The 24,135-nt window shown below is 61.2% G+C and carries 24 protein-coding genes and 1 tRNA gene; 12 read left to right on the forward strand and 13 right to left on the reverse strand.

The genetic code is table 11. The features are described from left to right. The 7 genes from OSC50_RS23065 to OSC50_RS23095 form a co-directional block, all read right to left on the reverse strand. Complete coding sequence (locus OSC50_RS23065) at positions 1–756, reverse strand: substrate-binding periplasmic protein (protein WP_253510004.1); 756 nt, start codon at positions 754–756, stop codon at positions 1–3. 66 nt (positions 757–822) lie between these two features. Further along, positions 823–1,593, reverse strand: coding sequence for an imidazole glycerol phosphate synthase subunit HisF (gene hisF / locus OSC50_RS23070; RefSeq protein ID WP_181080278.1), 771 nt, complete (start codon positions 1,591–1,593; stop codon positions 823–825). A gap of 83 nt (positions 1,594–1,676) precedes the next feature. Next, positions 1,677–2,426, reverse strand: coding sequence for a 1-(5-phosphoribosyl)-5-[(5-phosphoribosylamino)methylideneamino]imidazole-4-carboxamide isomerase (hisA, locus tag OSC50_RS23075; RefSeq protein ID WP_266245484.1), 750 nt, complete (start codon positions 2,424–2,426; stop codon positions 1,677–1,679). 89 nt (positions 2,427–2,515) lie between these two features. Continuing rightward, entirely contained in the window at positions 2,516–2,776 is a 261-nt protein-coding gene (locus OSC50_RS23080; RefSeq protein WP_181080276.1) for a DUF2164 domain-containing protein, read from the reverse strand. After that, positions 2,777–3,415 carry an imidazole glycerol phosphate synthase subunit HisH gene (hisH, locus tag OSC50_RS23085; protein WP_181080275.1) on the reverse strand — a complete coding sequence of 213 codons (639 nt, stop codon included), beginning with the start codon at positions 3,413–3,415 and terminating at the stop codon, positions 2,777–2,779. After that, complete coding sequence (gene hisB / locus OSC50_RS23090) at positions 3,415–4,008, reverse strand: imidazoleglycerol-phosphate dehydratase HisB (protein ID WP_181080274.1); 594 nt, start codon at positions 4,006–4,008, stop codon at positions 3,415–3,417. The genes hisH and hisB overlap by 1 nt, the downstream gene beginning before the upstream one ends. 169 nt (positions 4,009–4,177) lie before the next feature. Next, positions 4,178–5,839 carry an OFA family MFS transporter gene (locus OSC50_RS23095; protein ID WP_266245478.1) on the reverse strand — a complete coding sequence of 554 codons (1,662 nt, stop codon included), beginning with the start codon at positions 5,837–5,839 and terminating at the stop codon, positions 4,178–4,180. A 325-nt stretch (positions 5,840–6,164) separates the two neighbouring features. Here OSC50_RS23095 and OSC50_RS23100 point away from each other — a divergent pair, with 325 nt between their 5' ends. The 4 genes from OSC50_RS23100 to OSC50_RS23115 all read left to right on the forward strand — a co-directional run bounded on the left by OSC50_RS23100 (position 6,165) and on the right by OSC50_RS23115 (position 9,896). Then, positions 6,165–8,384 carry an AsmA family protein gene (locus OSC50_RS23100; RefSeq protein WP_266245476.1) on the forward strand — a complete coding sequence of 740 codons (2,220 nt, stop codon included), beginning with the start codon at positions 6,165–6,167 and terminating at the stop codon, positions 8,382–8,384. Continuing rightward, positions 8,381–9,448 carry an A/G-specific adenine glycosylase gene (gene mutY / locus OSC50_RS23105; protein ID WP_266245474.1) on the forward strand — a complete coding sequence of 356 codons (1,068 nt, stop codon included), beginning with the start codon at positions 8,381–8,383 and terminating at the stop codon, positions 9,446–9,448. The genes OSC50_RS23100 and mutY overlap by 4 nt, the downstream gene beginning before the upstream one ends. Continuing rightward, positions 9,445–9,717 (forward strand): oxidative damage protection protein, encoded by a 273-nt coding sequence (locus OSC50_RS23110; RefSeq protein ID WP_106577463.1) that lies wholly within the window; start codon positions 9,445–9,447, stop codon positions 9,715–9,717. The genes mutY and OSC50_RS23110 overlap by 4 nt, the downstream gene beginning before the upstream one ends. A gap of 103 nt (positions 9,718–9,820) precedes the next feature. After that, positions 9,821–9,896 (forward strand) — tRNA-Phe (locus tag OSC50_RS23115). A gap of 168 nt (positions 9,897–10,064) precedes the next feature. Here the strand turns inward: OSC50_RS23115 and OSC50_RS23120 are convergent. Beyond that, complete coding sequence (locus OSC50_RS23120; protein WP_266245468.1) at positions 10,065–11,672, reverse strand: ArnT family glycosyltransferase; 1,608 nt, start codon at positions 11,670–11,672, stop codon at positions 10,065–10,067. A gap of 87 nt (positions 11,673–11,759) precedes the next feature. Beyond that, positions 11,760–12,725, reverse strand: coding sequence for an arsenic resistance protein (locus OSC50_RS23125; RefSeq protein ID WP_266245467.1), 966 nt, complete (start codon positions 12,723–12,725; stop codon positions 11,760–11,762). Positions 12,726–12,901: 176 nt separating this feature from the next. Here OSC50_RS23125 and OSC50_RS23130 point away from each other — a divergent pair, with 176 nt between their 5' ends. Beyond that, complete coding sequence (locus OSC50_RS23130; protein WP_266245466.1) at positions 12,902–13,315, forward strand: hypothetical protein; 414 nt, start codon at positions 12,902–12,904, stop codon at positions 13,313–13,315. A 44-nt stretch (positions 13,316–13,359) separates the two neighbouring features. Here OSC50_RS23130 and gabP read toward each other — a convergent pair whose 3' ends face one another. Beyond that, positions 13,360–14,751 (reverse strand): GABA permease, encoded by a 1,392-nt coding sequence (gene gabP / locus OSC50_RS23135; protein WP_253509992.1) that lies wholly within the window; start codon positions 14,749–14,751, stop codon positions 13,360–13,362. 552 nt (positions 14,752–15,303) lie between these two features. Here gabP and OSC50_RS23140 point away from each other — a divergent pair. The 5 genes from OSC50_RS23140 (at position 15,304) to OSC50_RS23160 (ending at position 19,530) form a co-directional block, all read left to right on the forward strand. Continuing rightward, the gene (locus OSC50_RS23140; protein ID WP_181080266.1) at positions 15,304–16,077 is read left to right on the forward strand and encodes an ABC transporter ATP-binding protein; all 774 of its coding nucleotides are present in this window, start codon (positions 15,304–15,306) and stop codon (positions 16,075–16,077) included. A gap of 13 nt (positions 16,078–16,090) precedes the next feature. Continuing rightward, a complete protein-coding gene (locus OSC50_RS23145; RefSeq protein WP_266245465.1) occupies positions 16,091–16,852 on the forward strand; it encodes an ABC transporter substrate-binding protein in 762 nt (253 codons plus the stop codon). Between the two features lie 74 nt (positions 16,853–16,926). Beyond that, entirely contained in the window at positions 16,927–17,622 is a 696-nt protein-coding gene (locus OSC50_RS23150; protein WP_181080264.1) for an ABC transporter permease, read from the forward strand. Between the two features lie 38 nt (positions 17,623–17,660). Next, the gene (locus OSC50_RS23155; RefSeq protein ID WP_181080340.1) at positions 17,661–18,350 is read left to right on the forward strand and encodes an ABC transporter permease; all 690 of its coding nucleotides are present in this window, start codon (positions 17,661–17,663) and stop codon (positions 18,348–18,350) included. Then, entirely contained in the window at positions 18,331–19,530 is a 1,200-nt protein-coding gene (locus OSC50_RS23160; RefSeq protein WP_266245463.1) for a methyltransferase, read from the forward strand. The genes OSC50_RS23155 and OSC50_RS23160 overlap by 20 nt, the downstream gene beginning before the upstream one ends. Positions 19,531–19,756: 226 nt before the next feature. Here OSC50_RS23160 and bcsQ read toward each other — a convergent pair whose 3' ends face one another. After that, the gene (gene bcsQ, locus OSC50_RS23165; RefSeq protein ID WP_266245461.1) at positions 19,757–20,716 is read right to left on the reverse strand and encodes a cellulose biosynthesis protein BcsQ; all 960 of its coding nucleotides are present in this window, start codon (positions 20,714–20,716) and stop codon (positions 19,757–19,759) included. A 130-nt stretch (positions 20,717–20,846) separates the two neighbouring features. Next, positions 20,847–21,023, reverse strand: coding sequence for a hypothetical protein (locus OSC50_RS23170; protein WP_181080261.1), 177 nt, complete (start codon positions 21,021–21,023; stop codon positions 20,847–20,849). Between OSC50_RS23170 and lapG the strand changes: the two genes are divergently transcribed. Continuing rightward, on the forward strand, positions 21,007–21,699 hold the full coding sequence (gene lapG, locus OSC50_RS23175) for a cysteine protease LapG (RefSeq protein WP_181080260.1): 693 nt from the start codon (positions 21,007–21,009) through the stop codon (positions 21,697–21,699). The genes OSC50_RS23170 and lapG overlap by 17 nt on opposite strands. Before the next feature lie 11 nt (positions 21,700–21,710). Further along, complete coding sequence (gene lapD / locus OSC50_RS23180; protein ID WP_266245459.1) at positions 21,711–23,657, forward strand: cyclic di-GMP receptor LapD; 1,947 nt, start codon at positions 21,711–21,713, stop codon at positions 23,655–23,657. 47 nt (positions 23,658–23,704) lie between these two features. On the opposite strand, the gene OSC50_RS23185 is transcribed toward lapD, so the two are convergent. Further along, positions 23,705–24,043, reverse strand: coding sequence for a tryptophan synthase subunit beta (locus OSC50_RS23185; RefSeq protein ID WP_181080258.1), 339 nt, complete (start codon positions 24,041–24,043; stop codon positions 23,705–23,707). Between the last annotated feature and the right edge of the window lie 92 nt (positions 24,044–24,135).

Genomic DNA, 24,135 nt, shown 5'->3' on the forward strand with positions numbered 1-24,135 from the left:
CTAGAGGTAACGCGCCATGATCTCGTCGATCACGCCTTCTTTGCGCAGCTGATCCAGCGCCGCCTGCAGTTTGCTCACCTGCTCGTCCGGTACGTTCTTGTTCAGCGCGAGGTAGAGCTGGGCGCTATTGAAGCGCAAAACCGTCTTGAAGCCGGTGATGCCGACTTGCCGCGCCAGGTATCGCCCGGCCGGGTCGCCGGTGGCCCAAAGGTCAATCCGGCCATCCATGAGCTTTTGCGCGTTGTCTTGATCACGCAGCACGACCACAGGCTTGAGCCCCTGTTTTTCGAGGCTTTCAGCGATGGCGTCACCTTTGTAGGCGCCGATCTTGTAGCGCCGTGCGTGCTCCAGGTCGTCCAGCTGGATAGTGCTGTCGGCCTTGGCCAGCAATACCCAGTCATCCGGACCGATGGGGCCGACCCATTTGAACAGCGCTTCGCGGTCCGGCAGGCGCGCCATGACGAACACACCATAACCGGGCTTTTCCAGGGCGAGCTTGTAGATTCGTTCCCAAGGGAAACGCAAGGTGAGGTCGTAAGAGATCCCGGCGCGCTTAAAGGTTTCGCGCACGATGTCCACGGCGATGCCTTCGATGTTCTCGTCCTTGGCGAAGTTCTTGCCGTTTTTGGCCATGTTATAGGGCGGGAAATTTTCCGTGAGCAGCACCAGAGGGCTGCCGGATGCGTCGTCGGCGCGGGCCGAGCCGGCCAACAGGAGGGAGGTGCCGGCGAGGGCGAGCAGCAGGTGTTTGAACATGAAGGTTACCGAAATCCATGGCAAGCGCAGAGAGTGCCGCGCGCCTGCCATGGTGTCCAGCAACGTTTAGCGAACGACGATACCGCGAGCTGCCATGTAGGCCTTGGCCTCAGGAACGGTGTACTCGCCAAAGTGGAAAATACTCGCCGCCAGCACCGCGCTGGCGTGGCCTTCGATGACACCGTCAGCCAAGTGCTGCAGGGTGCCGACGCCGCCGGAAGCGATCACCGGAATGCCCAAAGCATCGCTGATGGCGCGCGTCACACCCAGGTCGAAGCCGTTTTTCATGCCGTCCTGGTCCATGCTGGTCAGCAGGATTTCACCGGCGCCCAGGCCTTCCATTTTCATCGCCCATTCCACCGCGTCCAGGCCGGTGGGTTTGCGGCCGCCGTGGGTGAAGATCTCCCAGCGCGGGGTTTCGCCGGGGCCGGAGACCTTCTTGGCGTCAATGGCCACCACGATGCATTGCGAGCCGAAGTGCTGTGCCGCTTCGCCGACAAACTCGGGATTGAACACTGCCGCCGTGTTGATCGAAACCTTGTCCGCACCGGCATTGAGCAGGTTGCGGATGTCTTGCACGGTGCGCACGCCACCGCCGACGGTCAGCGGGATAAACACCTGGCTGGCCATGCGCTCAACGGTGTGCAGGGTGGTGTCGCGGCCGTCGACGCTGGCGGTAATGTCGAGAAAGGTAATCTCGTCGGCACCCTGCTCATCGTAGCGACGGGCAATTTCCACCGGGTCGCCGGCGTCGCGGATGTTCTCGAACTTGACGCCCTTGACCACGCGACCGTTGTCGACGTCCAGGCAAGGGATGATGCGTCTGGCTAAAGCCATGGGCTTATCTCCGATAAGAGTTGCAAGCTTTGAGCTATAGGCTGCAAGTAGAAGCAGATCTGCTTTTACTTGCAGCTTGCAGCCTACGACTTGGACCTGGCCGCGTAGCCATCACAAAAAGCTTGAGCTTCAGCCACGTCCAGCGTGCCCTCATAGATCGCACGGCCGGTGATGGCGCCAATGATGCCGGGGGCCTTGGCGTCCAGCAGTGACTTGATGTCACCCAGGTTGTGGATACCGCCGGAAGCGATCACCGGAATCTTCGTCGCCGCCGCCAGTGCCGCGGTGAACGGCACGTTGCAGCCCTGCATCATGCCGTCTTTGGCGATGTCGGTATAAACGATGGCGGACACGCCATCGGCTTCGAACTGCCTGGCAAGGTCGATCACCTGCACGGTGCTGATCTCAGCCCAGCCGTCGGTGGCGACGAAACCGTCCTTGGCATCCAGGCCCACGATCACTTTGCCGGGAAACGCGCGACAGGCTTGGGCGACAAACGCCGGGTCTTTGACCGCCTTGGTGCCGATGATCACGTAGCTCACGCCGGCCTTGACGTAATGCTCGATGGTTTCCAGAGAGCGGATACCGCCGCCGATCTGGATCGGCAGGTTCGGGTAGCGCTTGGCGATGGCGGTGACGACTTCACCATTGACCGGCTGGCCTTCGAAGGCGCCGTTCAAGTCCACCAGATGCAGACGACGGCAGCCCCCTTCCACCCATTTGGCAGCCATGCTCACCGGGTCATCGGAGAACACGGTGGAATCTTCCATGCGGCCTTGGCGCAGACGTACGCAGGCGCCGTCCTTGAGATCGATAGCGGGGATAATTAGCATGCTTTTCCTTCGTCAAAGAGCTGCAAGCTGCAAGCTATAAGCTGCAAGCAAGCACGCGTATCAATTCTTGCAGCCTGGGCTTGAAGCTTTCAGCTGCTCTTTTCAAGCGACCACAGGTCGCTTTCTATGCTTTCGAACCGTTCTTTAAGGAGCGTCTGCGTATCGAAAATCGCCCTGTTGTAATAGTGCGGAGCCACTTCGGTGGTGAACAGCTCAAGAATCTCGGCGACCTCGAACGAGCCCAATTTGAGCTCGAAGCGGTCCTCCATGAATCGCTTGATCTTGACGGTCGCCTCACTCTCCTGTTCGGGCGTGAGGGTCAGGATCGGCGGTTTCGGCTTCCTGGCCACTTACCAGCGCCCGTCCCACGCGGCGAAGTTCTGCAGCAATTGCAGGCCATGGGTATGGCTTTTCTCCGGGTGGAACTGCACGGCAAACCGCGAACCGTCGGCCAGCGCTGCGGCAAAGTCGACGCCGTAGTGCCCGCCACCCACCACCTGGCCGGGCTTGGCGGCGGCGATGTAGTAGCTGTGGACGAAGTAGAAACGCGCCATGTCCGGCACTTCGTGCCACAGCGGGTGATCCACGGTCTGGCGGACTTCGTTCCAGCCCATGTGCGGGACTTTCAGGTGTTCACCGTCTTCATGCAGGTCTTTGCCGAAAAACTTCACCTGGCCTGGGAACAGGCCGATGCAGTCGACGCCTTCGTTCTCTTCACTGTTGTCGAGCAAGGCTTGCATGCCCACGCAGATGCCGAGGAACGGGCGGTCCTGGCTGACTTCACGCACCAGGCTGTCAAAGCCCAGGCGGCGGATCTCGGCCATGCAATCGCGAATCGCGCCAACGCCTGGGAACACCACACGGTCGGCTTCGCGAATCACCTTGGCATCGCTGGTGATCAGCACCTTGCCGGCGCCTACGTGCTCGAGGGCCTTGGCCACCGAGTGCAGGTTACCCATGCCGTAATCGATAACCGCGACCGTCTGCATTACAGCACGCCCTTGGTCGAGGGCATTTGCCCGGCCATGCGCTCATCCAGCTCCACGGCCATGCGCAGCGCGCGGCCGAAAGCCTTGAACACGGTTTCGATCTGGTGGTGGGTATTGGTGCCGCGCAGGTTGTCGATGTGCAGGCTGACCAGGGCGTGGTTAACGAAGCCCTGGAAGAATTCCTGGAACAGGTCGACATCGAAGCCGCCCACGGTGGCGCGGGTGTATGGCACGTGCATCTGCAGGCCAGGGCGGCCGGAGAAGTCGATCACCACGCGCGACAGCGCTTCGTCCAGCGGCACATAGGCGTGACCGTAGCGACGGATGCCTTTTTTGTCGCCGATGGCTTTGGCAAACGCCTGCCCGAGCGTGATGCCGACGTCTTCCACGGTGTGGTGGTCATCGATATGCAGGTCGCCCTTGCAGACGATATCCAGGTCGATCAACCCGTGACGGGCGATCTGGTCCAGCATGTGCTCAAGAAAAGGGACGCCGATATCAAATCGGGCCTTTCCGGTGCCATCCAGGTTGATCGAGGCTTTGATCTGGGTTTCCAGAGTGTCGCGCTCGACGGACGCCATACGTTCGACCATTACCAGCTCCGCAAAATCGTTGGGCGAAAAAGGCAGCCATTATAGGGGCGCGGGCGCTAAACAGAAACATCGGAGGGGATAAGACTGACGAGTTGAGGCGGGCAATGTCGGGGATAGACATGTGCATACAAGCGGGCGCTCCAGGATGGTGCGCCCGCCTGCAATCAACTTAGTGGAACAGGACAGCCGTCTTCTGCAGGGTTACCCACACACCCCACGCCAACGGTATACCCACCACCAGCCAGGCGGCGATCGCCATTGGCTTGCTGGCGGCGGATGCTTTCCACTCCAGCACGGTGCTGGCATCGGCACCCTTGTCATGGCCCAGCGCCTGCTCGGCGGCCAGTTCCGCGTCGGTCATGAAGTACTTGTCGGCCACCGGGCGCACCAGCAGGTTGCAGATGAAACCCAGCACCAGCAGGCCGGCGAGGATGTACAAGGTGATGTCATAGGCCGCAGCGCGTTCAACGCCGATGCTCAGTTGATATTCACGCAAGTAGTTCACCAGCACCGGGCCCAATACGCCCGCCGCCGCCCAGGCCGTCAGCAGTCGACCGTGGATCGCACCGACCATCTGGGTACCGAACAGGTCGGCCAGGTACGCCGGCACGGTCGCAAAACCACCGCCGTACATCGACAGGATGATGCAGAACGCGGCCACGAACAGCGCCACATTGCCCAGGTGCCCCAGGTTCGGGATCAACGCGTACAGGGCAAAGCCCAGGGCGAAGAACACGAAGTAGGTATTTTTACGCCCCAGGTAGTCGGAGAACGACGCCCAGAAGAACCGGCCACCGATGTTGAACAGACTCAACAGACCGGTGAAGCCTGCGGCAATCGCTGCGATCGAGGCCAGTTGCCCGGCATCCAGTTGGCCGAACGGTACGTCCACGCCCAGCAGCTTGCCGCCGAACACTTCCTGCAACAGCGGCGACGCCATGCCCAGAATGCCGATACCGGCCGAGACGTTCAGGCACAGCACCAGCCATACCAGACGGAATTGCGGGGTTTTCCACGCCACGTTCACGTGTACGTGACGGTGGGTGATCATCGCATTGCTGGCTTTTTTCGCCGGTGCGGTCCAGCCCTCAGGCTTCCAGCCGGTCGGCGGAACGCGATAGGACAGCGCGCCACCGATCATGAACACGAAGTAGATCGCAGCCATCACCAGAAAGCTCTGCCACACGCCGACGCTGGTCGGCGAGGCGAAATGGCCCATCAGCGCCGCGGCCAGCGGTGCACCCACCATCGCGCCGCCGCCGAAACCCATGATCGCCATGCCGGTGGCCATGCCGCGCTTGTCCGGGAACCACTTGATCAGGGTCGACACGGGCGAGATGTACCCCAAGCCCAAGCCGATACCGCCGATCACGCCGGAGCCGATCCACATCAGCCAGATCTGGTGGGTATAGATCCCCAGCGCCGAGATCAGCAGGCCGCCGCACCAGCACAATGCCGATACAACGCCGGCCTTGCGCGGCCCGGCGTGTTCCAGCCAGCCGCCCCAGATCGCCGCCGAGCAGCCCAGGAAGATGAAGAACAGGGTGTAGATCCAGCCCAGCATCGAGATAGGCCAGTCACATTGGGACGAGAAAACTTGTGCGATGAAGCTCATGTCCGGCGCGCAGGCAACCGGAGCGGTGATCCCCAGCGCCTTGGACAACGGCAACCAGAACACCGAGAAGCCATAGGCCATACCGATGCACAAGTGGATGGCCAGGGCGGCCGGTGGGACCAGCCAGCGGTTGAACCCGGGCTTGGCGATGATGCGTTCCTTGGACAGGAACGCTGGCTGTGCGGCTGTAGAAGCGGCCGCCGTGCGAGTGCTCATTGGTGTTTCCCCCAGTTATTGGTATGCGTCCGTCAGGCGCGCTTCCCCCCGGCCTTGCACGCAAAGCGTGGCCGTTTTTTTGAGCGAAACTCCATTTTGGCGCGACGATAGGTCGCAGAAGGCGGACGAACGCGCAGAGATTAGCATCTACAAACGCGAAAAAAACCAAAATGCCATCACCTTTTTAAGGAATTTCAGTTTGTTTGACGCCAAAAACCTGTTCTCGCCCCCCATGGATACAATGTAACGATCGGTGAACTGACGCAGGCCGTCGGGCGTTATACTCTGCGGCTAATTTTTGAAATCGACATACAAGGACTCGCCCATGAAAGCGTTCGGCAAAATCCTGGGTCTGGTACTTCTCGGGCTGTTGCTGATCATTGTGGCTCTCGGCTTTGCCTTGACCCACCTCTTCGATCCCAACGACTACAAAGATGAGATCCGCCAGATTGCCCGCGACAAGGCCCACATCGAGCTGACGCTCAATGGCGACATCGGCTGGAGCCTGTTCCCCTGGCTGGGCCTGGAACTGCACGAAGCCAGCGTGGCGACCCTGACCAATCCGACCCAACCGTTCGCCGACCTGCAGATGCTCGGCCTGTCGGTACGCGTGCTGCCGCTGCTGCGCCGTGAAGTGCAAATGAGCGATGTGCGTGTCGAAGGCCTGAACCTGCGCCTGAACCGCGACAAGCAGGGTCACGGCAACTGGGAAGACATCGGCAAGAACGTCCCTGACGCCTCCGAAGCGACCGCCAGCGCGCCCACACCGGCGCAGCCAGCCGCCGAGGTCAAACCGGAGAAGCCGGCCCAGCCCATCCGCTTGGACATCGACAGCCTGACCATCAACAACGCACGCGTCGAATACAACGACGAACAGACCGGCAAGCAGTTCAGCGCCGAAAGCATTCAGTTGAGCGCCGGCGCCATTCATGAAGGCGCGAGCATTCCGGTCAAGCTCACTGCGTTCTTCGGCAGTAACCAGCCGGTGATGCGCCTCAAGACCGAACTGACCGGCAATCTGCGCATCCAGCGTGCGCTCAAGCGCTACCAGTTCGAAGACATGCGCATCAGCGGCGAAGCCACGGGCGAACCGCTGCAAGGCAAGACCGTAAGCTTTTCCACCCAAGGCCAGTTGCTGGTGGACCAGGCGGCCAACATCGCCGAATGGACCAACCTTAAGCTCTCGGCCAACCAATTGCGTGCCCTGGGCGAGCTGAAGGTCAACGACCTGGACAAGACCCCGCAACTCAACGGCGCTTTGTCGATCGCTCAGTTCGACCTGGCCAAGTTCCTCGACAGCGTGGGCAACCCGCTGCCGCCGATGGCCGAGGGCAGCCTGAGCAAAGTCGAACTGGTCAGCCGTCTCAAAGGCACGCCGACCAGCCTCGCCCTGGAAGATTTGAACCTGAAACTCGACGGCAGCACCTTCACCGGTCGCGTGGCGGTGGATGACTTCGCCAGGCAGTCGCTGCGCGTTCAACTCAAGGGCGACACGTTCAACGCCGACAATTACCTGCCCGCCAAGTCCGAATCCGCCAAGGGTGCCAGCGCCGCACGCCAGGCCGAAGTCCAGAACAGCGAGGCCGGCGCGATGGCCGCCGGCGGCACCACGCCGCTGCCGGAGGCGCCGACCAAAGGCGCCTGGAGCACCGACAAGCTGCTGCCGCTGACGCGCCTGCGCACGCTCGACGTGAATGCAGACCTCGCGTTCGGCCAATTGACCTTGAGCAAACTGCCGATCCAGAACGCGGTGCTCAAAGCATCCGGCGTCGATGGCCAGCTCAAGCTCGACACCCTGAGCGGCGGGCTCTACAACGGCACCTTCCAGGCAAACGGCAATCTGGATGTGCGCCAGGACATCCCGGTGCTCGCGCTGCAAACCCGCATCAAACAAGTCCCCGTCGAACGCATCCTGCAGGCCCAGGGGCAGACGCCGCCGGTCAAAGGCCAAGTGACGCTGGACAGCAACCTCAGCGGCCGTGGCAACAGCCAGAAAGCCCTGATCGACAGCCTTAACGGCACCGCCAGCTTCGTAATCAACAACGGCGTGCTGCTCAACGCCAACCTTGAACAGCAACTGTGCACCGGCATCGCCCTGCTCAACCGCAAGACCTTGAGCGGCGAGCAACGCGGAAAGGACACGCCATTCCAGGAGCTGAGGGGCAACCTGACGTTCCGTAACGGCGTGGCCAACAACCCGGACCTGAAAGTGCGCATCCCCGGCCTGACGGTCAACGGCAACGGTGACGTGGACCTGCGCGTGCTGGGCATGGATTACCGGGTTGGCATCATTGTCGAGGGCGACCAGCGCGAAGTGCCCGACCCGGCCTGCGAAGTGGGTGCCAACTTCCAGGGTATCGAAGTGCCGTTGCGTTGCCGCGGCCCGCTGGAGCTGGGCGCCAAAGCCTGCCGCCTGGACAAGGACGGCCTCGGCCAGGTTGCCGTCAAGGCCGCCGGCAACCGCCTCAACGAGAAGCTCGAAGAGAAACTCGACAAGGTCAACCCGCAACTCAAAGACGCGCTCAAAGGCCTGTTCAAACGATGAGAAACGAGCAGTTTTCAACGGCGGTGCTGGATTGGTACGACCGCCACGGTCGCCATGACCTGCCCTGGCAACAGGGCATCACACCCTACCGGGTGTGGGTTTCGGAGATCATGTTGCAGCAGACCCAGGTGAGCACCGTGCTCAACTACTTCGACCGGTTCATGGCCTCGCTGCCGACGGTCCAAGCCCTGGCCGCCGCACCGGAAGACGAAGTGCTGCACCTGTGGACGGGCCTGGGTTACTACACCCGCGCACGCAACCTGCAAAAGACCGCGAAGATTGTGGTCGCCGAGTACGGCGGCGAGTTTCCGCGGGATGTGGAAAAACTCACCGAGCTGCCCGGTATCGGCCTGTCCACCGCCGGCGCGATCGCCAGCCTGAGCATGGGCCTGCGCGCACCGATCCTCGACGGTAACGTCAAGCGCGTACTGGCACGATTTACCGCGCAGGAAGGCTATCCAGGCGAGCCCAAGGTAGCCAAGCAACTGTGGGCCACCGCCGAGCGATTCACACCTCATGACCGGGTCAACGCCTATACCCAGGCGATGATGGACATGGGCGCAACCCTGTGCACCCGCAGCAGACCCAGTTGCCTGTTGTGCCCGCTGGAAACGAGCTGCGAGGCCCATAGGCTAGGCCTGGAAACGCGCTACCCGATTCCCAAGCCACGCAAGAGCATTCCGCAGAAGCGCACGCTCATGCCGATGCTGGCCAATGCCGAGGGCGCGATTCTGCTTTACCGCCGCCCGTCCACCGGTTTGTGGGGCGGCCTGTGGAGCCTGCCGGAACTGGACGACCTGCAGGACCTGGAACACCTCGCCCACCAGCATGCGCTCAAGCTGGGCAGGCAACAGGCACTGCCGGGGCTGATCCACACCTTCAGCCACTTCCAGTTGGCCATCGAACCGCTGCTGGTCCGTGTGCAGGAATCGGCCCATCACGTGGCCGAGGCCGACTGGCTCTGGTATAACCTCGCCACCCCGCCGCGCCTGGGCCTTGCCGCCCCGGTGAAAAAACTGCTCAAACGCGCGGCCGATGTATTGAACGCAGGAGAGTCGTCATGACCCGCACCATCATGTGCCGCAAGTACCACGAAGAATTGCCTGCCCTGGAACGCGCGCCGTTTCCCGGCGCCAAGGGCCAGGACATTTTCGACAACGTCTCCGCCAAAGCCTGGGCCGACTGGCAAAAACACCAGACCCTGCTGATCAACGAAAAACGCCTGAACATGATGAACGCCGAAGACCGCAAATACCTGCAGGGCGAAATGGACAAGTTCTTTTCCGGCGAGGATTACGCCAAGGCCGACGGCTACGTACCACCTGCTCAATAACTGATCAAAAACCGGGGTCGGAACGTAAGCGACGGTAATAATTAAATATTTTTTGAAAACTTGCTTGACGCCCCCCTGAAAAACCCGTTTAATGCGCCCCGTTGCCCAGATAGCTCAGTCGGTAGAGCAGGGGATTGAAAATCCCCGTGTCGGCGGTTCGATTCCGTCTCTGGGCACCACTCATTAGTTTCAGGTGGTGCACATATCATCTGAAACACATAAGAAACCCGCCTGGTGCGGGTTTTTTATTGCCTGGGATTTGACGCCCCCAGGCCTGTTCTCGAAGCAATGAACCGCTCTATTAGCCCCATTCCTTCGAGGCTTTCCCGCAAGACAAAAAACTCACCTCACTCCAGCAAAAACACCATCAGCGGATTGTCATTCAATCGCCCATTGAACGCCGGAGCCAGATGCTCCAACGGCGTCTGCTTCAACAACGCGGTTTCCTTGCGCGCGACGATCACCCATACCGGGCGCGGTAACGCTGCCAGGCGCTGCACTTGATCACGACCGACGAACAGCGGCTGTTCATCGTGATCCAGGTTCATCATGTAGCGCACCGCCCAGGTGTCCCGCGCCAGATTGACAAACACCAACGGCCCCGGCTGCGTGGCACGCAGGGCCTCGACCTGGCCGACAAACTGCCGCGTATCGAATTGCAGGTCCTTGGCCGGCTCCACCACGCTTACCAGCATCAGCCATTGCCCCAGCAGCGCTATCAAACTGAGCCACACCAAGCGCAGCGGCCGACGCCAGGCGATCAGCGCGGCCACCTGCAGCACCAGCAGCGAACCAATCAACAGCGGCAACGAGATGTCAGGCCAGTAACCGTGTTTCTCCCATGCATGCCGACACACAAACACCGCGACCACGCACAACGACGGCAAAGCCGCGACAAGCACTTCGTAGCAGCGGCGCACGCCAGTCAGCCAGCCTTGCGCCTGGAGCAGCCCATAGGCGGCGACAGCGGCGAACATCGGCACCATGGGCAGGATGTAATAAGCCCGCTTGAAATGCGGCACCGACAACCCGATCAGGATCATCAAACCGCAGGCTCCCAGTCGCACCATGAGCTGCATGTCATCATTTACCCAACGCTCAGACCAGCGATGACGCAACGCAAACAACGCTGCCAGCGCCAGGGGCACTACCGGAAAGTAGCGGTACAAACTCAGTTGGAAGTAGAAATAGAACGGCTCGCCGCTTTCATCCAGGCGCCCGCCCACTTGCATCCTGAATACCTCGGCGGCAAACCCCTCGCCCCCGCTGAACCGCGCGAGCCTCATCAGCAGCAGCCAGCACGCCGCCAGCAAAATCAGTCCGATGATGCCGTGGATCAGTACCTGCCTGACCCGCTCGCCCGGTTTGCCCAGCGCCCAATACACGCACACCACACCGCACACCTCGATCAACCCCAGCGGCCCGCGTATGGCAAAGCCCAGCACGAATAGCGGGAAGACCGCCAGTTGCCTGAATCGAGAACCCAAGCGCTCCCCCGTGTGCAGCAGATAGAAACTACCTACACAGAGCAACGCCACCATCTGATCCAGACACACCGAACGGGACTTTTCGAGCAATTGCGTGGTGAGCAGTGTCAACAGCACGCTGAGCAGCGCCCACTGACGACTCGAAGGGGCCAGCAAGCGATACATCAGCGCTACGACACCGGCGGAAGCCAGCGCCGTGGGCAGCACGTTGGCCAGATGATTGGGCGCACCGAACAGGCGGGCAAACAGGTAGCTGAAGAACGTCGCGGTGCCGGGGTAGTCCGCGTAGGGCTGGCCGTACGTGGTGGGAAAAAGACTGGCGCCGTGGCGATACATTTCTTGCAGGAACAGCGCCCAGCGCCCGTCAAATCCCTGCGGCTGCTGGTCCCAGATGCCCAGCGTAAACAGCATCAGGGCGAACAGAAAAATGCCCAGGGACTCCAGGCGAAAGCGGTTGCGGTGATCCATCGATTGACCTGCCAGGTAGAAAGCGCCGACCTATGGTGCCGGTCGCCCTGCTGAATAACGCCTGAACAACCCTCAATCTTTCACCCTTCAGCGCCCGCCACGCCATACCAGTGCGGGCACCAGGCGCACGTAGATTAATTCGCCGACCAGCTCCACCAGGGTTTGCAGGATGACAGCCGTCGCGGCCAGCCCACGCACCTCCTCGGGCAATGCCAACGCCAGCGGCAGCACCACCAGCGAATTGCGCGTCGACGCGCTGAACGTCACCGCCCGCGCGGGCGCACTCGGCAACGCGAACAGCCGCGCGGCCAAGGCGCCCGTCAGCGGCGCCAGCAACAGGAAACCTACATAGACCGGAATGACCGGCAGCAACAGGCTGAAATCGCGCACTACCGACGTGATCTGCGAACCGATCACCACAAACAGCACCAGCGCCATCGTCGGCACCGGCAGCCAGGCCCAAGCCGCGTTCCAAGCGCCGACGAGTGCCGACCTACGCGCCACAAACGTGGTCGCCACCGCCGCCACCATCGGCACCACAATCAGCAGCACAAACGCCTGCACAAACGGCTGCGCGTCAATCACCACGCCGGATTGCGCCCCCAGCATCAGCCCCAAGTACAGCGGCAACAGCAGCAACTGCAGCAAAAGCAGCACCGGCGTCGCCGCGAGCATCAACCGCGAATCGCCCTTACCGATATGGGTAAACACCACCACGTAATCAATGCACGGCGTCAGCAACACCAGCAACGCCCCCACCAGCAGCGCCGGACGCTCCGCCAAGCCAAGGGTCAGCCCCCACACCAGCAAGGGCACCAGGATGAAATTAGCCAGCAGCAAGGCCGCCATGAAGCGCTTGCGGCTCAAGCCTTCGCGCAGGTCCATAAACGGAATTTGCAGGAACATCGCGTACATCAGCACCGCGATGGCCGGTGTGATCCACACACCCAGGCCGTGCCCCCACGAAGGCGCAAGCAGGCCGAAGCCGACAGCCAGCAGGACGGTGACGAAGTAGATAGGGATTTGGTGATGTTCGAGGGTGTCGCGGGTCATGGAAACGCCCTGGTGGAACGCAAAGGCGCAAGCCTAAGCATCTACTGGCGTGATTACCAGGCGAGCGGCTGGAACGGCGAGAACATGCCAGCCAATTAATGGCAGATACCCTTGGGATTTGCGCCAACCTGCGCTTCAATACCTGACCCAGATCCTGACCCCAAGGACGTGAGCCCATGGCCTCGCCGAACAAGCAGCAAAAACGTGCCCACCGGGCCAAGGCCAAGGCCAAACAGAACCGCACCCAGCGCGCGGTCGCGACTAAGCCGGATGCGTTCGCCGGCGATGACAGCCGTATCGATTTGGAGTCGGTGGATTTAACAGAGCTGTTCGTGGAGATGCGCGTTGCCAGCGAGATCAGTCAGCAAGCGCTATGCGCGGCATTCCTGGCCCACCCGCTGCTCGCGCTGGTACTTGAGCAGGAAGGCGAAGAAGAAGCTACCGACTTTATCCTGGCGGCACTGATCGAGTACCGGCAGTGGGCCACGGACAGCGATGATGAAGCCGCCGCACTGGCGTGGATCGAATCGCCGCAGTTTCAAGCGGACTACATTGCCGCCTCCCAAGCCCTTACCAACTCGCAAGACTGACAAAAAATGGGAGGGGCTTGCCCCCTCCCACAGTGGAATGGCGGTCAGTTAAGCACCGCAGCCCCTACTCTCTGAGCCTTGCGCCGGCTCGACACCATCAACCCCGCCGCCACTACCAGCAGGCTCAGGATGCCCGTCGCGATGATCTCCACGCGATGCGCTTCCTGGAACAGCATGATGGTCAACGTGCCCACGATGAACACCATCACCGCGTAGGTCAGGCCGGGGAACAGCCACATCTTGAAGACAATCTTCTCGCCTGCCGCCGTGCGTTTCTGGCGCATGCGCAGTTGCGACACTGCGATTACCAGATACACCAGCAAGGCGATAGCGCCGGAGCTGGCCAGCAGGAATTCGAACACCGCGGCCGGAGCCACGTAGTTGGCGAACACGGCAAGGAATGCCGCGCCGGTGGACAGCATCACCGCCCAGTAAGGCGTACCGCTCTTGTTGGTGCGTTTGGCCACGGCCGGGGCGTCACCACGACGGCCCAGGGAGAACAGCATGCGCGAAGCGGTATACAGCGCCGAGTTCAGGCAACTGGTCACCGCCACCAGCACTACCAGGTCAACGATCAGCTTGGCATTCGGAATGCCCATGCGTTCAAGCACGGTCTGGTAGGAACCTACCGCAGCCAGAGTCGGATCGTTCCAAGGCACCAGGGAGACAACAATGAAGATCGACAACAGGTAGAACAGGCCGATACGCCAGATGACCGAGTTGGTCGCCTTGGTGATCTGTTGGCCCGGGTTCTTCGACTCGGCCGCGGCGATGGTGACGATCTCAGTGCCCATGAACGAGAACATGGTGGTCAGGATGGCAGCCAGCACCGCGCCCATTCCGTTAGGCATAAAGCCCTGAGTGTCGAACAGGTGCGAGACGCCGCTGACCTGGCTGGTCGGCAGGAAACCGAAAATCGCCGCCAGGCCGAGGATCACGAAACCCACGATGGCCACGACCTTGATCAGCGCGAACCAGAACTCGAACTCACCGTAGTTCTTCACACTGAACAGGTTGGTGGCCGTCAGCAGCAGGGTAATCACCAGCGTGAACGCCCAAATCGCCACATCAGGGAACCAGGCATGCAGGATCGTGGCGGCCGCGTTGGCTTCCAATGGAATCACCAGCACCCAGAACCACCAGTACAACCAACCGATGGTAAAACCGGCCCAATGGCCGATCGCACGGTCGGCATACGTGGAAAACGAACCGGTGTCGGGCGACGCCACGGCCATTTCGGCCAGCATGCGCATCACCAGCACCACCAACGTGCCCGCGGCGGCATAGGCCAGCAGCACCGCAGGGCCGGCAGCGGCGATCGCGTGGCCGGAGCCGACAAACAGACCGGCACCGATGACGCCGGCAATCGACAGCATCGTGACGTGGCGCGGCTTGAGCCCCTGTTCGAGGTCATTGGAGCTTTGCGTACTACTCATTGACACACCTTTGCGAGGAATTGCGAAAACGGTCCGCCCGACCTGGGATCCTCCTCGTGAAAAGAAACCAACAGGGCGTTCTTTATTTTTTACGCAAGATTTGCGCCAAAATGTTACAAAGCCGCGATTGACGTGGGCTGCAGGAGTTTTGAAGAGCACTCGCAAGTCATTGAGAACAAGGGCATTCCGCTATAGCGTTACCGAGCGACTCACAATCCCAAGCGATACGCGCACCAAAAACACACACAAAAAATAAGTAACGCCCCATAAAGGCGCCGATAGCGACCGTTTGCCCCTTTAACCCTTCCAACACCTGGCCAAAGCTGGCACCATCGCGCCCTTTTTGACGCGAAGCCTGCGGCGTTGCGGGTTCAAACGCTTGTTCGGTTGTTGACGGCGCGACACGCCGCTGTGCCGATGCGACACCCTGCCGCACGCCGTCTGTTTACCGCCCGCCACGCTGTTGGCTGCCATCCGGACGCTATGCTAGCTTGGCGCCTCGCCATGAAGGCGGCCCTGCAGCAGGCACGCAGAACACAATGAGGACCCCACATGGCCGAGGCCACGCCCGCGCTTGAAATCCGCAACTTGCATAAACGTTATGGTGAGCTGGAGGTACTCAAAGGTATCTCGCTGACCGCTCGCGACGGCGACGTGATCTCGATCCTGGGTTCTTCCGGTTCCGGCAAGTCCACATTCCTGCGCTGCATCAACCTGCTGGAGAACCCACACCAGGGCCAGATCCTGGTGGCCGGCGAAGAACTCAAGCTCAAGGCTGCCAAGAACGGCGAGCTGATGGCTGCCGACGGCAGGCAGATCAACCGCCTGCGCAGCGAAATCGGTTTTGTGTTTCAAAACTTTAACCTGTGGCCGCACATGAGCATCCTCGACAACATCATCGAGGCGCCCCGCCGTGTGCTCGGGCAGAGCAAGGCCGAAGCCATCGAAGTGGCCGAAGCCCTGCTGGCCAAGGTCGGCATTGCCGACAAGCGCCATGCCTACCCGGCGCAATTGTCCGGCGGCCAGCAGCAACGCGCCGCCATTGCCCGCACCCTGGCGATGCAGCCCAAGGTCATCCTGTTCGACGAGCCCACTTCCGCGCTTGACCCGGAAATGGTTCAGGAAGTACTTAGTGTGATCCGCGCGCTGGCCGAAGAAGGCCGTACCATGTTGCTGGTTACCCACGAAATGGGCTTTGCCCGCCAGGTGTCCAGTGAGGTGGTGTTCCTTCATCAGGGCTTGATCGAGGAACAAGGATCGCCACAGCAGGTGTTTGAAAACCCGCTTTCGGCGCGCTGCAAACAATTCATGTCCAGCAACCGCTAACGGAGCAACATGCATGCAGAACTATAAAAAATTCCTTCTGGCCGCAGCCGTTTCGATGGCGTTCAGCGCCACGGCCATGGCAGAAACCTTGAAAATGGGGATCGAGGCGGCCTACCCGCCGTTCAACAATAAAGACGCCAGTGGCCAAGTGGTCGGCTTCGACAAAGACATTGGCGACGCGCTGTGCGCCAAGATGAAAGTCGAGAAGTGCGAAGTGTATGTGTCCGACTGGGACGGCATCATCCCGGCCCTGAACGCCAAGAAATTCGACTTCCTGGTGTCCTCGCTGTCGATCACCGACGAACGCAAGCAGGCCGTCGACTTCACCGAACCGTACTACTCCAACAAGCTGCAGTTCATCGCGCCCAAGGCCACCGACTTCAAGACAGACAAGGCTTATCTCAGCGGCAAGACCATCGGTGCCCAACGCGCAACACTCGCCGGCACCTGGCTGGACGACCGCAACATGGAAGATGACTACAACGTCAAGGTCAGCCTTTATGACACTCAGGAAAACGCCTACCTCGACCTGATCTCCGGGCGTGTCGATGGCATTCTGGCGGATAAGTACGTGCAGTATGAGTGGCTCAAAAGCAAAGACGGCTCCAACTTTGAATTCAAAGGTGAGCCTGTCGTGGAGAGCGACAAGATCGGTATCGCCGTACGCAAAGGCGACCCGCTGCGCGAGCGCCTGAACAAAGCCCTGGCAGAGATCAAGGCAGACGGCACCTACAAGAAAATCAACGACAAGTACTTCCCGTTCAGCATCGAATGACCTGAACGGCCTGCCCGGCGCGCTCGTTTGCGCGCGTCGGCTTTTAGCAATGCCTGCCGCGATATGAAAACACCATGAATTTCGACCTTTACGGATTCGGCCCGGCGCTCGCCGCCGGCGCGCTGATGACCGTCAAACTGGCACTCACGGCCCTGTGCCTGGGGCTGGTGCTCGGCCTGGCCGGCGCCCTGGCCAAGACATCCCCGTACAAGCCGCTGCAGTGGCTTGGCGGTGCGTACTCGACCCTTGTTCGCGGCATTCCCGAGCTGCTATGGGTGCTGCTGATTTACTTTGGCACCGTCAACCTGATGCGCGCGCTCGGGGAGTTCTTCGGCAATCCCGACCTGTCCCTCAGCGCCTTTGCCGCAGGCGTCATCGCCCTCGGCCTGTGCTTCGGCGCCTACGCCACCGAAGTATTCCGTGGCGCGATCCTCGCCATCCCCAAGGGCCACCGCGAAGCGGGCGTCGCACTGGGGCTGTCGAAGCTGCGGATCTTCACCCGCCTGATCATGCCGCAGATGTGGCGCATCGCCCTGCCGGGCCTGGGCAACCTGTTCATGATCCTGATGAAAGACACTGCACTGGTGTCGGTGATCGGCCTGGAAGAAATCATGCGTCACGCACAGATCGGCGTTACGGTGACCAAGCAACCGTTCACGTTCTTCATGGTCGCGGCGCTCATGTATCTGGGGCTCACCGTACTGGCCATGACCACCCTGCACTTCCTGGAAAAACGCGCCGCCCGCGGCTTTGCAAGGAGCACCCAATGAGCGGCGACTACAGCTGGCTGGCGCATTTCGACCTGGGCCTGAACTGGGCCGTGATCATCAAATGGCTGCCCAAATTGGCACAGGGCGCCGTCCTCACCCTGGAGCTGGTGGCCATCGCGGTCATCGCCGGGCTGCTGCTGGCAATCCCCCTGGGCATCGCCCGCTCGTCGCGCCGCTGGTATGTGAGCGCCCTGCCTTACGCTTACATTTTCTTCTTTCGGGGTACGCCACTGCTGGTGCAGCTGTTCCTGGTCTACTACGGGCTGGCACAGTTCGATGCGGTGCGTAACAGCTTCATGTGGCCCTACCTGCGCGATCCGTTCTGGTGCGCCACCGCCACCATGACCCTGCATACCGCCGCCTATATCGCCGAGATCCTGCGCGGGGCGATCCAGGCCATCCCACCGGGTGAAATCGAAGCCGCCCGCGCCCTGGGCATGTCCAGACCCAAGACGCTGTTCTATATCATCCTGCCCCGCGCCTCGCGCATCGGCCTGCCGGCCTACAGCAACGAAGTGATCCTGATGCTCAAGGCCAGCGCCCTGGCCAGTACCGTGACGCTGCTGGAACTGACCGGCATGGCGCGAACCATCATTGCCCGGACCTACCTGCCGGTGGAGATCTTCTTTGCCGCCGGTTTGTTCTACCTGTTGATGGCGTACATCCTGGTACGCGGTTTCAAACTGCTGGAACGCTGGCTGCGCGTCGATGCCTGCCAGGGACGTTGAGGCGCGCTTCCAGGCACTCGATGCCTTCCTGATCGAGCATCAAGGGCTGTGGAAACCACGGCCCTTTACCCATCGCCAACTGGCCTGGGAATCCCGACACCCCGAGCTTGCGCGCTGGCTGCGTCAACGCTCGCTGGACGACGCCGAAGCCAGCCACAACAACCCCTACGATCTTGCGGCGCCCGCGCCGTTTCCACAGCTTGCCGCCCAGGCTCGCCAGCTCAGTGCTGTGAATAAGTTGCCGACCCGCCCCCTGCCCGCCGCGCATCACCGCCTGAATGTCGATGTGCCGGGCCGCAAGTGGCAGCAGATCGAGGCCTTCGGCGCCGCCCTGCAGTTCGCGCAAGCCCCCACGCACTGGCTGGACTGGTGCGCCGGCAAAGGCCACCTGGGCCGCCGCTTGCTGCAAACCGGGCAACAGCTGACTTGCCTTGAATATGACCCGGCGTTGGTCGCCGCCGGGCAGGCACTGAGCGATCACCATGGCCTGCCCGCGACCCATCGCCTGCAAGACGTCATGGCCGCCGTAACCATCAGCGCCGAACACACACCCGTCGCCCTGCACGCCTGCGGTGACCTGCATGTGCGCCTGCTGCAACTGGCCAGCGCACAGGGCTGCAAACAGCTGGCCCTGGCGCCCTGCTGCTACAACCGCATCAGCGCACGGACCTATCAACCATTGTCCGAGGCGGGCCGCGCATCAACGTTGCGACTGTCGATCGAAGATCTCGGCCTGCCGCTCAGCGAAACCGTCACCGCCGGCAAGCGTGTACGCCAGCAGCGGGACACGTCCATGGCCCGCCGCCTGGGCTTCGATCAACTGCAACGTCAATTACGCGGTTGCGACGAGTACCTACCCACCCCGCCTCTGCCCCCTGCGTGGTTGAACGTGCCGTTCGCCGACTACTGCGAGGCGCTGGCGAGTCGCAAAGGTTTATCCACAGGCCAGCAGGATTGGGCCGCGCTGGAGGCATACGGCTGGGCTCGCTTGGCCGAGGTGAGAAACCTGGAATTGGTACGCGGGCTGTTTCGACGACCGCTGGAAATATGGCTGGTGCTGGATCGCGCGCTGTTTCTGAAGGAACAAGGCTACCGCGTTGAACTGGGCAGCTTCTGCGATGCCGCTCTGACACCGCGCAACTTGATGGTGCTTGCCGAGCGCGATCAAGGGGCAAATTGACGCAGCCCAGCCTGTGGATAACTCTGTTGATGGTTTATTTGCGAGGCCTCTGAACGCCTGGGTCACAGACAAAAAGCCGTACTGGTCATTTTTTGTTCACATCATAAAGTGCACTTAAAACAGGCAGTTAAACCCAGATGAGAAACGCTCCACAAAAAGAGTGTTTCTTAATGACGCATCCAACCGATTGTGCATAAGCGTCTGGCTTAAGCGAATAAACCGCGCTCTACGCGGCTCTTTTGAGCGCGATCAATAACCGGCACAACTCATTGATATCGGCAGCTGCCGGGCTGGACGCTGCGTTATCCAGCGGGTCGATGGCAAAGGCCAGGGCTTGGCTGATGAGCGCGTCGCCGCGCACGACCACCGAGGGGCTCGTCCTGCGACGCAGCTTGAAGGCTTCGAGCATCTCTCGGTTAAACGCCGATTGCTCATCCAGTTGATTGATCACGAAGTGGCAACGTGGCGCGCGCGTCCGCTCAAGGTAGGGCGTCAACAGGGCGTCCAACTGATCCTGAGTACCCAGGCAAGCGGCATTCGGCTGGGCGATCACCAATACGATGTCGGCCACGCTCAGGGCTTGATGCACATATACATTGTTACCCGCAGGCGTATCGATGATCACCGTGTGGCCTGCGCTCAGCCCCATGGCCGAGAGGTGCTCGGCCAACCAGGCCGGCTCGCGCGTGAGCCAGCGCTGCAGGCCTTCCTTCTGGCGACTGTCGGTTTCGCCGAAAGGGATCACCTGGCAACCGGCGAACCCCGCTTGCAAGGCGGTGGTCCACGGCGCGTTGAGCAGGCTGCTGCGCCCCACACCGGGCCGCAGGTGATCAACGCCGAAGTGCTGGCGCAACGCGTTTTGCGGGTCCAGGTCCACTGCCAGGACCGACTCACCCAGGCGTTGCAAGCCGCTGCTCAATGCCGTGACCAGCGTGCTACGACCCACGCCGCCATTAACCGAGACCACAGCCACCACGGTAGCGCGCAACGGGGCGGCTTCGACATGCGAGGATGACGGATTCCCGCGAGTCCCATGAGGGTGGATGCGCGAGCCATCTTCACGGTTCACGCGGGTGCCGTCATCAAATGGAATACTGCCGAAAAAGTGCAGCCGCGCATTTTTGCCCTTCGGGTCACGGGAAACGCTGTTGCCGAACAAGGCAAATAAATCATCGGTGCGGCTCATGGCCGGGGCTCCTTCGCAGCGCCGTTGGAAGACGTGAAAGGTCGGCCAATCAGGTCTGCCCGTACGTATTCTTGTCAGCATGTTATGGGCTGCATTCTGGGTCAGGCCCAATGAAGTGTCATTATTTTGATCAAAAAACCATCAGCCTTTCAGACGAGCGGAAAACTGCCAATTTACTGACGAAAAATACCGTCATTTGCTGGGCGGTGATTTCATCGTGCCATTGTTTTTTACCCGCCATCCCCGCACCATTGCGACACCTTCCAGGCTGCACGTTTTGGGTAAGCGCAGTGGCGATACGCTTCAAACTCTCGCGGTTCCTCTACAGCCTCGCCATCACGGTGGTGTTGGGCGGTGGGCTGCTGGGCGACTTACTCGCCGACTGGGATTTCAGCCAGATCAGCCGCAAAGCCGAAGCGTTGTACGGACCATTGGGCGCGGGGCGGCAGCGCATCGATGCCTGGCAACAGCTGCTGGCCACGCAGAAGCAGGTCAGCGAGAGCGAACAACTCAAAGTGGTCAACTTGTTCTTCAACCGTCAGTTGCACTACGAAGAAGATATCGATCTGTGGCACGAGGTGGATTATTGGGCGACGCCCATTCAGTCCTTGTGGAAAGGCGCCGGCGATTGTGAAGACTATGCCATCGCCAAATACTTCAGCCTGCGTCATCTGGGCGTACCGGCCGAGAAACTGCGCATTACCTACGTCAAGGCCTTGCGCCAGAATCGTGCGCATATGGTACTGACCTACTATTCAAGCCCCGAGGCCATGCCTTTGGTGCTGGACAGCCTGATGGACCCGATTCTGCCGGCCAGCCAACGTCCTGACCTGCTGCCGGTGTATGCCTTCAACGGCGAAGGGCTGTGGCTGACCGGCGCAACGGGTAACAAGAAAGTCGGTGATACCAAGCGTCTGTCGCGTTGGCAGGATGTGTTGAAGAAAATGACCGCCGAAGGGTTTCCGACCGGTTCGGATAATTAACAGGAGCTACGATGTCACTGTTCAAACAATTGCTGATCGCTATCTGCGTGTTCCTGGTGGTCGCGTTCAGCGGTAGCTTCTTCGTCAGCCTGGAAAGTTCGCGTACCCAGTACGTCAATCAGCTGCGCTCCCATGCCCAGGACGCCGCCACCGCGCTGGCGCTGTCGTTGACACCGAATATCGATGACCCGGCAATGACCGAACTGATGGTCAGTTCGATCTTCGACAGCGGCTATTACGCCAGCATCCGCGTGGTGGACCTGAGCACCAACCAGGTACTGGTGGAGCGCGCCGCCGAGCCGGACGCCAGCAGCGTCCCGGCGTGGTTCGTGAAGATGATCGGCCTGGCCCCGGCCGGCGGCGATGCCATCGTCAGCCGTGGCTGGCAGCAGGCGGCGCGGGTGGAGGTGGTCAGCCACCCAATGTTCGCGCTGGCCAAGCTGTGGCAAAGCGCGTTGGGGAGCCTCGGCTGGCTGCTGCTCTGCGGCGCGGTGAGCGCGGTACTGGGCGCGCTGTTGCTGCGGCGTCAATTGAAGCCGCTGGATTATATGGTCGAGCAGTCCCATGCCATCGCCCGTCGTGAGTTCCTGAGCTTGCCCGACCTGCCCCGCACCCCTGAGCTGCGCCGAGTGGTGCAGGCCATGAACCAGATGGTGGAGAAGCTCAAGGCGCTGTTCCATGAACAGACCGAGCGCAGCGAGAAGCTGCGGGTAGAGTCCTATCAGGACAGCCTTACGGGCCTGGCCAACCGTCGCTATTTCGAGATGCAGTTGCAGTCCCGCGTCAGCAACCTTGAGGATGCAAGCTCGGGCTACCTGCTGATGTTGCGAGTCAACGACTTGAGCGGCCTCAACCAGCGCCTGGGCGGGCAACGCACCGACCAACTGCTGCAGGCCGTCAGCCAGCAACTGGTGCGCACGTGCGCCAAGTACCCCGAAACCCAGAACCTGATTACCCGCAGCCGTGGCGGCGAGTTCGCCGTGCTCGCCCCTGGCCTGGTGCGCGATGAAGCGCTGCAACTGGCCCAGGCGCTGGAAAACACCCTGCAAAGCCTCTATGAAACGGGCGCCACCGATACGCCGACCGTGGCCTACATCGGGCTGGCACCGTACAAACCGGGCGATGCCTCGGCCGACTTGTTGATGCTGGCCGACCAGGCGCTGGCCCAGGCCGAAGCCGGTACCGGCCAGACATGGGTCTGCCTGGAACACCAGACCCAAGGCACCGTCGGCGACGATCACCACAGCTGGCACACCTTGCTCGACAACGCCCTGACCCAAGGGCGCTTCCGGTTGTTTTTCCAACCGGTGGTGAGCAGCAGTGATACCCGGCAGGTGCTGCATTACAAAGTGCTGTCACGCTTGCTCGACCCACAGGGCCAGACCATCGCGGCGGGCCACTTTTTGCCGTGGCTGGAGCGCTTCGGCTGGACCGCGCGCCTTGATCAGCTGATGCTCGACCTGGTGATCAAGCACCTGACCCAACACAGCCCATCGGTGGCCTTGAACCTGTCGGCCGCCACCTTGAACGACCCTCAGGCGCTGGAGCGTGTTTTCGAACGCCTGGCGCAGCATCCCACGCTGGGACCGCGCCTGACGCTGGAGATCGGTGAAGAGCAAGTGCCCGAGCAATCACAACTGGAGCGCCTGACCCGACGCATGCGCAGCCTGGGCTTCAGCCTTGGCCTGCAACGTTTCGGCGGGCGTTTCAGCATGATCGGCAACCTGGCGAACCTGGGCCTGGCGTACTTGAAAATCGACGGCAGCTACATCCGTACCATCGATCAGGAAAGCCACAAGCGGTTTTTTATCGAAGCGATCCAGCGTGCCGCTCACAGCATCGATTTACCGCTGATTGCCGAGCGCGTGGAAACCGAAGGTGAATTGCGCGTGATTCGCGAGATGGGCATTGAAGGGGTGCAAGGCCAACTGGTCGGTGAACCGGCGCCCTGGAAGTAGCGGCGAAGCCTTCTTGACGGCCGCGCCGTGAAGCAGGCGTACGCGGCTCAGATCAAGCCGGTTTCATCGTCATTGATCAGTTCGCTCAACCCGCCCAGGGCCGCCCGGGCCTGGGTACGCTCAAGGAACTTGACCTGCGCGGCGGGTGGCAGGTCAGTGATGCTCATCACGTTCTTGGTGATCAAGACCTGGATCAAGTCATCGAGCACTCGAATCATCTCAAGGTCACTTTGCTTGAGCTGCTTGAGGCTGTTGTCGACCGCATCGTCGGCGAACCACGCCTGAATCTCGTGATGGTCGGCCGGTAGCGTCTCGGTGGCTTCGGCGTAAGCCTGCGCCTCGACGCGCACCAAAGCGTTGTTCTGATCGCGTTGCACGTAGAACATTAACGTTCTCCCAATAAAAAAATCCCTGCAGGTGCCGCGCGCGGCCTCTGCAGAGATTACACACATTTTCCCGACGCTGATGCCCAAGGGGC

This window comes from Pseudomonas quebecensis (genome assembly GCF_026410085.1).
GTDB lineage: Bacteria > Pseudomonadota > Gammaproteobacteria > Pseudomonadales > Pseudomonadaceae > Aquipseudomonas > Aquipseudomonas quebecensis.

What these genes read in the sequence shown, in the direction of transcription:
- OSC50_RS23065 (WP_253510004.1), bottom strand. Translation starts at nt 756, where the DNA reads ATGTTCAAACACCTGCTGCTCGCCCTCGCCGGCACCTCCCTCCTGTTG.
- hisF (WP_181080278.1), bottom strand. Translation starts at nt 1,593, where the DNA reads ATGGCTTTAGCCAGACGCATCATCCCTTGCCTGGACGTCGACAACGGT.
- hisA (WP_266245484.1), bottom strand. Translation starts at nt 2,426, where the DNA reads ATGCTAATTATCCCCGCTATCGATCTCAAGGACGGCGCCTGCGTACGT.
- hisH (WP_181080275.1), bottom strand. Translation starts at nt 3,415, where the DNA reads ATGCAGACGGTCGCGGTTATCGATTACGGCATGGGTAACCTGCACTCG.
- hisB (WP_181080274.1), bottom strand. Translation starts at nt 4,008, where the DNA reads ATGGTCGAACGTATGGCGTCCGTCGAGCGCGACACTCTGGAAACCCAG.
- OSC50_RS23095 (WP_266245478.1), bottom strand. Translation starts at nt 5,839, where the DNA reads ATGAGCACTCGCACGGCGGCCGCTTCTACAGCCGCACAGCCAGCGTTC.
- OSC50_RS23100 (WP_266245476.1), top strand. Translation starts at nt 6,165, where the DNA reads ATGAAAGCGTTCGGCAAAATCCTGGGTCTGGTACTTCTCGGGCTGTTG.
- mutY (WP_266245474.1), top strand. Translation starts at nt 8,381, where the DNA reads ATGAGAAACGAGCAGTTTTCAACGGCGGTGCTGGATTGGTACGACCGC.
- OSC50_RS23110 (WP_106577463.1), top strand. Translation starts at nt 9,445, where the DNA reads ATGACCCGCACCATCATGTGCCGCAAGTACCACGAAGAATTGCCTGCC.
- OSC50_RS23120 (WP_266245468.1), bottom strand. Translation starts at nt 11,672, where the DNA reads ATGGATCACCGCAACCGCTTTCGCCTGGAGTCCCTGGGCATTTTTCTG.
- OSC50_RS23125 (WP_266245467.1), bottom strand. Translation starts at nt 12,725, where the DNA reads ATGACCCGCGACACCCTCGAACATCACCAAATCCCTATCTACTTCGTC.
- OSC50_RS23130 (WP_266245466.1), top strand. Translation starts at nt 12,902, where the DNA reads ATGGCCTCGCCGAACAAGCAGCAAAAACGTGCCCACCGGGCCAAGGCC.
- gabP (WP_253509992.1), bottom strand. Translation starts at nt 14,751, where the DNA reads ATGAGTAGTACGCAAAGCTCCAATGACCTCGAACAGGGGCTCAAGCCG.
- OSC50_RS23140 (WP_181080266.1), top strand. Translation starts at nt 15,304, where the DNA reads ATGGCCGAGGCCACGCCCGCGCTTGAAATCCGCAACTTGCATAAACGT.
- OSC50_RS23145 (WP_266245465.1), top strand. Translation starts at nt 16,091, where the DNA reads ATGCAGAACTATAAAAAATTCCTTCTGGCCGCAGCCGTTTCGATGGCG.
- OSC50_RS23150 (WP_181080264.1), top strand. Translation starts at nt 16,927, where the DNA reads ATGAATTTCGACCTTTACGGATTCGGCCCGGCGCTCGCCGCCGGCGCG.
- OSC50_RS23160 (WP_266245463.1), top strand. Translation starts at nt 18,331, where the DNA reads ATGCCTGCCAGGGACGTTGAGGCGCGCTTCCAGGCACTCGATGCCTTC.
- bcsQ (WP_266245461.1), bottom strand. Translation starts at nt 20,716, where the DNA reads ATGAGCCGCACCGATGATTTATTTGCCTTGTTCGGCAACAGCGTTTCC.
- lapD (WP_266245459.1), top strand. Translation starts at nt 21,711, where the DNA reads ATGTCACTGTTCAAACAATTGCTGATCGCTATCTGCGTGTTCCTGGTG.
- OSC50_RS23185 (WP_181080258.1), bottom strand. Translation starts at nt 24,043, where the DNA reads ATGTTCTACGTGCAACGCGATCAGAACAACGCTTTGGTGCGCGTCGAG.